Genomic DNA, 9,352 nt, shown 5'->3' with positions numbered 1-9,352 from the left:
GCTCAGCCGAGGTCGCGACGCATGGTCAGCCGCGGCAGCCCGCCCGCGACCGCGTCGGTCGTGCCCACCACCCGGAAGCCGGCGCGGTCGAACATCGCCTTGGTGCCGACGAACGCCATCGTGAGGTCCATCCGGCCAGGGGGATCGACGGGATGGGCCTCGACGGCGGGGGCGCCGTGGGAGGCGGCGTAGGCGACGGCGCCTTCCAGCAGGTGGGCGGTGACGCCCTGGCGGCGGTGGCCCGAGCGGACGATCACGCAGACGATGCTCCAGACCGGGAGGTCGTCGGTCGGAGGCATCAGGCGGGACCGGTCGAGGCGGGTGATCTCGGAGCGGGGCCCGATGTTGCACCAGCCGACGGGCTCGCCGTCGCGGTACGTCACCACCCCGGGCGGGTGCTCCCGCTCGCACAGGGCTCGCATCGCCCGCTCCCGGCTGCCGCCGCCGAGCTCCTCGATCTCGGCGGCGCGCAGTCGATGGGACAGGCACCAGCAGTGGTTGGCGCGCCGGTTGCGGTTGACGACGTCGGCGAAGTCCTCGAAGCGGTCCGGTGTCAGCGGATGCGTCTCCCAGGTCATCGGACGAGTCTCCCAGGTCCTCGGCGCGTCAGAGGCTGGCGGCCAGCGCCTTGCGCTCGGCCGCCACGGTCTCCTGGTCCTGCAGCCGGCCGAGCAGCCCGGCCAGCACGACGCCGAGCACCGACCACGTCGTCGCCAACGTGATCACCGAGGCGCGGCGGAAGTACCAGAGCACGTCGGCCGGGAAGTCCCCGACCTCGTTGACGGTCGGGAACATCTGCCCGGCGACCACCACGACGACGAGGTACGCCGCGACCGCCCCGACGGTCACCGCGAAGGCGCCGTACCTCGGGAGCAGCCGGACGGCCAGCACGGTGAGCAGCACCGCGGCGACGACTGAGACGAGGAGGAAGCCGAAGTAGTCGCCGGTGCGCGCGCCGATGGTGGCGGCGTCGCCGACGGCCGGCGGGGTGGCGGGGTACTTGAGGAACGGCACCAGCGAGAACGACACGAAGCCGACGACCGCGACCAGCGCCGTGGACTGGCGCACGGTCAGCCGGCCGATCCGGCCCGCGACGCCGGCGGCGACCAGGCCCAGGACGCCGCCCAGGGCGACGCCGACGGTCAGGGTCGCGGTGAGCAGGCCCCAGGTGCGCTGGTCGTCGCGCGAGACCTCGGTGCCCCCGTCGTCTCCGTGCGAATGCGTGTGGGTGTGGCCGTCCGCCTCGGCCTCGTCGTGGGTGTGCTCGGCGGGCGCGGCGGCGCCGGCCTCCTCGAGGGCGATGGCGGTCTCGACGTGCGGTTCGCCCACCTGGTGGGCGACGAAGAAGGTGGCGAGTCCGGCGACCAGGCCGGCGATCAGGCCACGGATGAGAAAGGCGCGTGCGGTCATGAGTGGGTCCGTTCGGGTACGACGACGTGGATCGACGTCCCTGGGGGACGCCGACAGGGCCCGGCGCCGGTCACACCGGCGCGGGCTTCAGCGGGTCAGCTCAGTGGCAGGGGTAGCCCAAGAGGTGACGACCGTCGTGGACCCACTCGTGGATCGCGGTCCCGGCCGGGATCGAGACGGCACCCTGGTCGGCGCTCACGAAGAAGAGCACCAGCATCGCCAGCAGACCGAACAGCAGCGCCCAAGGGGCGAGCTCGCGCAGTGGGATGGTGGGGGTGGGGGCGCCAGCGACCGGCGCCGCAACAGCGTGCGACATGTGTCCTCCTCAGGGATACGTGCGTCCCTGTTCGATGGGGTGGAAAGCGGACACGCGGGTCTGACTTCACCGCTCCCACCGAGGCGGAGGCGATGTCACAGTAGCGCGACTGTGCCGGACTCTCACCGGCTTCCTCGTGACCGTTGAGCGCAGCCTAGCGGACCTCAGGACCCCTCGTCCGCGGCAGCCGGATCGTGTCCACGGGCCGCCCTGCGACGAGGTGCTCGGCGACGATCTCGGCGGCCGAGTCGGGGTCGACCCCGCCGTACCAGACGTCGTCCGGCTGGACGCTGACCACCGGCGCCTGGTTGCACGGGAACTGGCACGCGGTGTGCACGACCAGCACGTCGTCGTCGCCCAGCCCGTGCTCCATCAGGGCCAGCACCAGCGCCCGCAGGTTGTCGGTCGCGCCCTGCGCCGTGCAGCGCGGGCCACGGCAGAGCAGCACCTGGTGGCGGTGGCCGGTGACCTCCTCCCACGCGGCGGACGTCAGGCCGGGCTCGGCGCCGGTGATCGGCCGGGGCTCGCCGCCGGGCGTCGCGACGAGGATCTCCGGCCGGTGGCCGGCGCGCTCGCGCCACCAGTACGCCGCGATCCGGCGCAGCCACGAGTGGGCGGGGGCGAGCGGCCCGGTGCTCACGCCCACGAGCGTGATGGTCTCGGCGCCGGCGTCGGCGAGCCGGGTCAGCTCGGCCGACAGCGACGGGTCGGCGAGCTGGAGGAAGGCGACGGTCGCGCCGAGCCCGGCCGCCTGCGCGAGCAGGTCGTCGCGGCGGTCGGCGTCGTCGACCGACATCCCGACGAGCACGGTGCTCATCGGCGGGCTCACCGGCGGCTCCCGGCGTACGCAGCGACGAGGACCGCGCCGACCCCGACCCGGCGGGCGAGCGCCGTCGCCCGGGCGATGTCGTCGGTCCGGGGAGCGCGGCCGTCGCCGAGGACGACGCGCTGCTCGACCCGGCCCCCGTAGTCGTTGGTGCCGCCGAGCCGGACGCCGAGGGCGCCGGCGAACGCCGCCTCGACGACCCCGGCGTTGGGGCTCGGGTGCCGGGCCGCGTCGCGCTGCCACCCGGCCCAGGCGCGCGCGGCGCCGGCCGGCGCGGCGACGAGGGTGAGCAGCCCGGTGAGCCGGGAGCCGGGCAGGTTCAGGAGGTCGTCGAGCCGCGCCGAGGCCCAGCCGAACCGCTCGTAGCGCGCGGACCGGTGGCCCACCATCGCGTCGAGGGTGTTCACAGCGCGGTAGCCGAGCAGTCCCGGAACCCCGGCCACGGCGCCCCAGACCAGCGGGGCGACCACGGCGTCGGAGGTGTTCTCGGCGACCGACTCCACAGCCGCGCGGCACACCTCGGACTCGTCCAGACTGCTCGTCTCGCGCCCCACGAGGTGGGTGAGCCGCTGCCGGGCGGCCGGCAGGTCGCCGGCCGCGAGGTGGGCGTGCACGGCCATCGCCTCGCGCTCCAGGGTCCGGCCGCCGAGCACCGCCCACGTCGCGACCGCGGTCCCCGCGGTCCGGGCCGGCAGCCGCTCGGCCACGACCCCGAGCGCGACCGCGGAGCCGGCGAGGACCGCGACGTGCGCGACCCCGCGCCACCGCGAGTCGGCGTACAGCCTCCGCTCGAGGCGGCCGGCGAGCGTGCCGAAGCCCGCGACCGGGTGGTACGCCGCCGGGTCGCCCAGCAGCCGGTCCGCGGCGAAGCCGAGGAGCAGGCCGAGGGCGCGTGCGTTCACAGCTCGGAGAGCAGCGCGACGTCGCGGAGCACGGCGACCGCGCTGCGGACCACCGGCACCGCGGCGACCGCACCGGAGCCCTCGCCGAGCCGCAGGTCGAGGTCGAGCACCGGCGTGAGCCCCATCTTCGACAGCGCGAGCGACTGGGCGGGCTCGGTGGAGCGGTGGCCGGCGGCGAACCACTGCGCGGCGCCGGGCTCGATCCGGTCGGCGGTCAGCGCGCACGCGACGCTCATCAGCCCGTCGAGCAGGACCGGGACGCCGTCCTGGGCCGCGGCGAGCAGGTAGCCGGTGGCGGCCGCGAGGTCCGCGCTCCCGAGCGCAGCCAGCGTCTCGACCGGGTCGTCGGCCCGGGCACCGGCGCGCTTCAGCGCCGCGTCGACGACGGCGGCCTTGTGGGTGAGCGTGGTGTCGTCGATGCCGGTGCCGCGCCCGACCACCTCGCTGGCCGGGAGCCCGAGGCCGGCGGCCACGATCGCGGCGGCGGGCGTCGTGTTGCCGATGCCCATGTCGCCGCTGAGCAGCAGCTGCCCGCCGGCCGCGATCTCCTCGCGCGCGACCTGCGCGCCGGCGGCCAGGGCTGCCTCGGTCTCGGCCGCGGTCAGGGCGTCCTCGAGGTGGATGGCCCCGCTCGCCCGGCAGACCTTGTGCGCGGTCAGCCGGGCTCGCACGTCGTCGGGCAGGTCCGCGAAGTCGTCGTCCACACCGAGGTCGAGCACGCGCACCCGCACGCCGTGGGCGGCGGCGAGCGCGGAGACGCCGGCGCGGCCGGCGAGGAACGTGCGCACCATCGCGCCCGTGATCGCCGGCGGGAACGCCGAGACGCCGTGGCCGGCGACCCCGTGGTCGCCGGCGAAGATCACCAGCCGCACCTCGTCGAGCGGCACCGGCGGCACCTGTCCCTGGCAGGCCGCGACCCAGACGCCGAGCTCGCCGAGCCGGCCGAGCGCGCCCGGCGGGGTGGCCAGGGCGGCGAGGCGCTTGGCGGCGTGGCCACGGGCGATGTCGGACGGTGCGGAGACGGATCGGGACGGGGAGGGCATCAGCGGACTTCCTTCAGGGCGGCGAGCAGGCGGGCGGTGGTCTCGGGCGGACGGACGGCGATCCGGACCCAGGTGGCGTCGAGGCCGGGGAACGTGTCGGCACGGCGTACGGCGATGCCGCGCTCGCGCAGGGCGGCGTGCCCGCCCGGGCCGATGCGGGCGAGGACGAACGAGGCGGCCGACGGGACGTGCTCGATCCCCAGCCCGCGCAGGCCGGCCTGGAGCCACTCGCGCCAGGTCGCCAGCGCGGCCGCGCGCTGCTCGGACTCGGGAAGCGCCTCCGGCGACAGGCACGCGACGGTCGCCGCGACCGCCGCCGTCGACACCGACCACGGCACCTGCTCCCGTGCCAGCGCGGCGACGACGTCGCGGTCGCCGACGACGTACCCGGCCCGGACCCCGGGGATCGACCAGTGCTTGGTGAGGCTGCGGGTCACGAGGACGCCCGGCTCGCCGGCGAGCGACTCCACCTCGCCGGGCACGGCGTCCATGAAGGCCTCGTCGACGACCACCAGCCGTCCGTCGCGGCAGAGCTTGCGGATCGCGGTGGCCGGGTGCAGCACGCCGGTCGGGTTCGTGGGGTTGCCGACCACCACGAGGTCGGCGTCGTCGGGCACCGCGGCCGGGTCGAGCGCGAAGCCGTCCTCGGGCCGGCACGCGACGGTGGTGACCGCGTGGCCGGCCTGCACGAGCGCGGCGTGCGGCTCGGTGAACTGCGGGTGCACCACGACCGGTCGCTGCCACGGGCGCAGCCGCGCGACCAGCGAGAACGCCTCGGCCGCTCCGGCGGTCGGCAGCACCTGCGGCACGCCGACGCCGTGCCGGCGCGCGATCGCCTCGGCCGCCGGGCGGGCGTCGGGGTAGGAGCTCGCGCCGTCGACCGCGGCGTGCAGGGCCTCGTCGAGCCAGGCCGGTCGTGGGCCCTCGTAGACGTTGACCGCGAAGTCCAGGAGTCCGGGTGTCGCCTCGGCGTCGCCGTGGTGGCGCAGGGGGTCGGCGTGGACCGCGTCCGCGAAGCGCTGCGCGAGATGAGGGTGCCCGGCCCAGTGCACGTGGAGGTACGACGCGTGCAGGGTCGGGCCGGTGACGTCGCCCTCCGGCGTGGTCCGGGTGCGGTGGAACTCGTGCCCGGTGATCTCCTCGCCGGCCCGGAGCAGCAGCGAGTCCGCGGCGGCGGTGACGGCCGGGTAGCGCAGCGTGAGCCGCTCGGTCATCTCGGCGGCGACCGGCACCGCCCCGGCCATGGGGACGCCGTCGAGGGTCTCGGCGAGGTAGAGCAGGCCGGCGCACTCGGCGACGGTCGGGACCCCGCGGGCGACGGCCTCGCGGACGTCCGCGAGCAGCGCGGTGTTGGCAGCGAGCTCACCGGCGTACATCTCGGGGAAGCCGCCACCGAGGTAGAGGCCGCGGGTGCCCGCCGGGAGCGCCCGGTCGGTGAGCGGGTCGAAGGTGACCACGCGGCAGCCGGCGGCCTCGAGCAGCTCCTCGGTCTCGGCGTAGCGGAACGTGAACGCCCGGCCGCCGGCCATCGCCACCACCGGGCGGGCGTCGCTCGGCGCGACGACCGGCGGTGTCCAGGGGGCCGCGTCCAGGTCGGGTGCCGACCGCGCGATGGCGAGGAGCGCGTCGAGGTCGAGGTGCCGGGCCACCTGCTCGCCGAGGTCGGCGATGGTCCGCTCCGACTCCGCGCGCTCGGCCGTGGGCACCAGCCCGAGGTGGCGCGAGGGCGCGGCGAGCCGCTCGTCGTGCGGCAGCACCCCGAGCACCGGGAGGTCGAGGGCGCGGACGATCTCGGCGGTGTTCCGCTCGGAGCCGGCGCGGTTCAGCACGACGCCGGCCACCCGCACGGCCGGGTCGAAGGCGACCATCCCGGCCGCGATCGCACCGACCGTGCGCGAGAGGCGCGCGACGTCGAGCACGAGCACCACCGGTGTCGACGTCAGCGTCGCGACGTGGGCGGTCGAGGCGAAGCCGTCGGTGCCGAGGCGGCCGTCGTACAGGCCCATCACGCCCTCGATCACGGCGACGTCCGCGCCGGCGGCGCCGTGGAGGAGCAGCGGGACGACCCGCTCCTCGCCGACGAGGTGCGGGTCGAGGTTGCGCCCGGGCCGGCCGGTCGCCAGGGCGTGGTAGCCCGGGTCGATGTAGTCCGGCCCGACCTTGTGGCCGCTGACCTGGTGGCCCGCCGCGGTGAGCGCCGCCATCAGCCCGGTGGCGACGGTGGTCTTGCCCTGCCCGGTGGACGGGGCGGCGACCACCAGCCGCGGGAGGGTTACCACTCGATGCCCCTCTGCCCCTTCTGGCCGGCGTCCATGGGGTGCTTCACCTTGGTCATCTCGGTGACCAGGTCGGCGGCGTCGACCAGCGCGGGCGGGGCGGAGCGGCCGGTGATCACGACGTGCTGGTGACCGGGCCGCGCGGTGAGGGTCGCGACGACGTCGTCGACGTCCACCCAGCCCCACTTCATCAGGTACGTGAACTCGTCGAGGACCAGCAGGTCGTGGCTCTCGTCGGCGAGCCGGCGCTTGATCTCCTGCCAGCCCTCGCGGGCGGCGGCCTCGTGGTCCTCGGTCTCACCCTGCTTGCGGCTCCACGACCAGCCGGAGCCCATCTTGTGCCACTCGACCGGCCCGCCCTCGCCGGTCTCCCGGTGCAGCTCGCCGAGGCGCTCGAGCACGGTCTGCTCGCCGATGCGCCACTTCGCCGACTTCACGAACTGGAACACCCCGATCCGCCAGCCCTGGTTCCACCCGCGCAGCGCGAGGCCGAACGCGGCGGTCGACTTCCCCTTGCCGTCGCCGGTGTGCACGACGAGCAGCGGACGGTTGCGGCGCTGCCGGGTCGTGAGGCCGTCCTCGGGTACGACGAGCGGCTGTCCCTGCGGCATCAGGCCACGCTCCTGACCGCGCCGGTGAGCGCGTCGGCGCTGACCTCGGCGACCGGCACGTGCTCGGCGCCGAGCAGCCCGGCCAGCCGGACGGCGAGCCCGAGCCGCAGCGGGCCGGTCTCCCCGTCGATCACGACCGTGGTCAGGCCGAGGGAGGCGAGGTGCTCGGCCGCCTGCTGCGAGCGGCCGACCGCGTCCGGGCCGCCGGTCGCCCGGCCGTCGGTGACGACGACGAGCAGCGGCCGCAGCCGCGGGTCGCGGATCCGCTCGCGGTCCAGCACCCGCGCCGCCTCGAGGAGGCCCTCGGCCAGCGGCGTGCGGCCGCCCGCCGGGATCTCGTCGAGCCGCGCGGCCGCGATGTCGACCGAGCGGGTCGGCGGCAGCACCAGGTCGGCCCGGTCGCCGCGGAACGTGACCAGCCCGACCTTGTCGCGGCGGCGGTACGCGTCGAGCAGGAGCGACAGGATCGCGGTCTTGACCTGCGTCATCCGCTTGCGCGCCGCCATCGAGCCGGACGCGTCCACGCAGAACAGCACCAGGTTCGCCTCCCGGCCCTCGCGCACCGCGGTCCGCAGGTCCTCGGCGTGCAGCGCCACCCGGCTGCCGGTGCGCTCGCGGCCCGCCTGCCGCGGCGCGGCCGCGAGCAGCGTCTCGACCAGGTGCAGCGAGCCCGAGCCGCGGCGGGCGCCGACGCGGCGGCCGCTGCTCGCGATCGCCCGGCTGCGGCGGCCGGCGTCGCCCTCGCCGAGGCCGTGGACGGTCAGCAGCTTGGGCCGGTACGGCGACGCCGCGGCGACCGTCGAGTCCGGCCCGGCGGGCCCGGCCGGCCCGCCCTCGCCTTCGCCTTCGCCGGGCGCGGCCGGGGCGTCCGGCCCGTCGGCGTCGCTGGAGGTGGCCTCCGGCTCCGGCTGCGGCGCCGGGCCCTCGGGCGGCTCGGGCGGCAGCTCGTCGTCGCCGAGCAGCTGGTCGAGCAGGTCCTCGTCGAGTCCCGGGGCGTCGAACGGGTTGCGCCGGCGCCGGTGCGGCAGCGCGAGCAGCGCGGCCTGGCGGATGTCCTCGCGGGTGACCTCGTCACGCCCGACCCACGCGGCGTGCGCGACCGCGGCGCGCGCGGTGACGATGTCGGCGCGCAGGCCGTCGACCTCGAACGCCGCGCACACCTCCGCGATCTTGAGCAGCGCGGGCTCCGAGAGCCGGACCTTCGCGACCCGCTCGCGGGCCGCCTCGACGCGGGCGGTGAGCTCCGCCTCGGCGTCGCGGTAGCGCTCGGCGAACCCGGCCGGGTCGGCGTCGTACGCCATCCGGCGGCGCACGACCTCGGCGCGCAGCTCCGGGTCACGCGGCGCGGCGACCTCGACGGTGAGCCCGAACCGGTCGAGCAGCTGCGGGCGCAGCTCGCCCTCCTCGGGGTTCATCGTGCCGATGAGGACGAAGCGGGCGGCGTGCTCGACCGAGACGCCGTCGCGCTCGATCGTCGCGCGGCCCATCGCGGCGGCGTCGAGCAGCAGGTCGACGAGGTGGTCGTGGAGCAGGTTGACCTCGTCGACGTACAGGACGCCGCGGTGCGCGCGGGCGAGCAGGCCGGGCTCGTACTCGACCCGGCCGTGCGACAGCGCGCGCTCGAGGTGCAGCGAGCCGAGGACCCGGTCCTCGGTCGCGCCGACCGGCAGCTCGACCAGGCGCACCGGCCGGGTCTCGACCTCGGCGTCCACGAACGGGCCGTCCGGGGAGGTGGCCGAGCTGTCCGCGGGGTCGACCGAGAACCGGTCGCCGGCGTACACGTCGATCGGCGGCATCACCGCGGCCAGCGCCCGCACGGTCGTCGACTTCGCGGTGCCCTTCTCGCCACGGACGAGCACGCCGCCGATCTCGGGCGAGATGGTCGTGAGGACCAGCGCGAGCGCCAGGTGGTCGCGGTCGTCGGAGGCGACGACGGCGGAGAAGGGGTACGGCAGTGGCATGTGAGGC

At 76.1% G+C, this 9,352-nt stretch carries 9 protein-coding genes; all 9 read right to left on the bottom strand.

Features of this window, described 5'->3' with window-relative positions; all coding sequences use genetic code 11:
• Positions 1-2 precede the first annotated feature (2 nt).
• A complete protein-coding gene (locus tag ABD875_RS12105) occupies positions 3-578 on the bottom strand; it encodes a GNAT family N-acetyltransferase (RefSeq protein ID WP_345176804.1) in 576 nt (191 codons plus the stop codon).
• 28 nt (positions 579-606) lie between these two features.
• Positions 607-1,410 (bottom strand): CbtA family protein, encoded by an 804-nt coding sequence (locus tag ABD875_RS12100; protein WP_345176801.1) that lies wholly within the window; start codon positions 1,408-1,410, stop codon positions 607-609.
• 100 nt (positions 1,411-1,510) lie between these two features.
• Complete coding sequence (locus tag ABD875_RS12095; protein WP_345176797.1) at positions 1,511-1,726, bottom strand: CbtB domain-containing protein; 216 nt, start codon at positions 1,724-1,726, stop codon at positions 1,511-1,513.
• A gap of 154 nt (positions 1,727-1,880) precedes the next feature.
• The gene (locus ABD875_RS12090; protein ID WP_345176794.1) at positions 1,881-2,543 is read right to left on the bottom strand and encodes a (2Fe-2S) ferredoxin domain-containing protein; all 663 of its coding nucleotides are present in this window, start codon (positions 2,541-2,543) and stop codon (positions 1,881-1,883) included.
• A gap of 8 nt (positions 2,544-2,551) precedes the next feature.
• Positions 2,552-3,454 (bottom strand): cobalamin biosynthesis protein, encoded by a 903-nt coding sequence (locus tag ABD875_RS12085; RefSeq protein ID WP_345176790.1) that lies wholly within the window; start codon positions 3,452-3,454, stop codon positions 2,552-2,554.
• Positions 3,451-4,497 carry a nicotinate-nucleotide--dimethylbenzimidazole phosphoribosyltransferase gene (gene cobT, locus ABD875_RS12080; protein ID WP_345176787.1) on the bottom strand — a complete coding sequence of 349 codons (1,047 nt, stop codon included), beginning with the start codon at positions 4,495-4,497 and terminating at the stop codon, positions 3,451-3,453. The genes ABD875_RS12085 and cobT overlap by 4 nt, the downstream gene beginning before the upstream one ends.
• The gene (gene cobBC, locus ABD875_RS12075) at positions 4,497-6,776 is read right to left on the bottom strand and encodes a bifunctional hydrogenobyrinic acid a,c-diamide synthase/histidinol phosphate aminotransferase CobBC (protein ID WP_345176784.1); all 2,280 of its coding nucleotides are present in this window, start codon (positions 6,774-6,776) and stop codon (positions 4,497-4,499) included. Before cobBC ends, cobT begins: the two co-directional genes overlap by 1 nt.
• The gene (gene cobO, locus ABD875_RS12070) at positions 6,770-7,384 is read right to left on the bottom strand and encodes a cob(I)yrinic acid a,c-diamide adenosyltransferase (RefSeq protein WP_345176780.1); all 615 of its coding nucleotides are present in this window, start codon (positions 7,382-7,384) and stop codon (positions 6,770-6,772) included. The genes cobBC and cobO overlap by 7 nt, the downstream gene beginning before the upstream one ends.
• Positions 7,384-9,345, bottom strand: coding sequence for a VWA domain-containing protein (locus ABD875_RS12065; RefSeq protein ID WP_345176775.1), 1,962 nt, complete (start codon positions 9,343-9,345; stop codon positions 7,384-7,386). The genes cobO and ABD875_RS12065 overlap by 1 nt, the downstream gene beginning before the upstream one ends.
• Positions 9,346-9,352: the final 7 nt, after the last annotated feature.

This window comes from Nocardioides caricicola, from assembly GCF_039541135.1.
GTDB lineage: Bacteria > Actinomycetota > Actinomycetes > Propionibacteriales > Nocardioidaceae > Nocardioides > Nocardioides caricicola.
This window is presented reverse-complemented; position numbering and strand designations above follow the sequence as displayed.

Excerpts from the sequence above, each read along its gene's own strand:
- ABD875_RS12105 (WP_345176804.1), bottom strand. The coding sequence starts at position 578 with ATGACCTGGGAGACGCATCCGCTGACACCGGACCGCTTCGAGGACTTC.
- ABD875_RS12100 (WP_345176801.1), bottom strand. The coding sequence starts at position 1,410 with ATGACCGCACGCGCCTTTCTCATCCGTGGCCTGATCGCCGGCCTGGTC.
- ABD875_RS12095 (WP_345176797.1), bottom strand. The coding sequence starts at position 1,726 with ATGTCGCACGCTGTTGCGGCGCCGGTCGCTGGCGCCCCCACCCCCACC.
- ABD875_RS12090 (WP_345176794.1), bottom strand. The coding sequence starts at position 2,543 with ATGAGCACCGTGCTCGTCGGGATGTCGGTCGACGACGCCGACCGCCGC.
- cobT (WP_345176787.1), bottom strand. The coding sequence starts at position 4,497 with ATGCCCTCCCCGTCCCGATCCGTCTCCGCACCGTCCGACATCGCCCGT.
- cobO (WP_345176780.1), bottom strand. The coding sequence starts at position 7,384 with ATGCCGCAGGGACAGCCGCTCGTCGTACCCGAGGACGGCCTCACGACC.
- ABD875_RS12065 (WP_345176775.1), bottom strand. The coding sequence starts at position 9,345 with ATGCCACTGCCGTACCCCTTCTCCGCCGTCGTCGCCTCCGACGACCGC.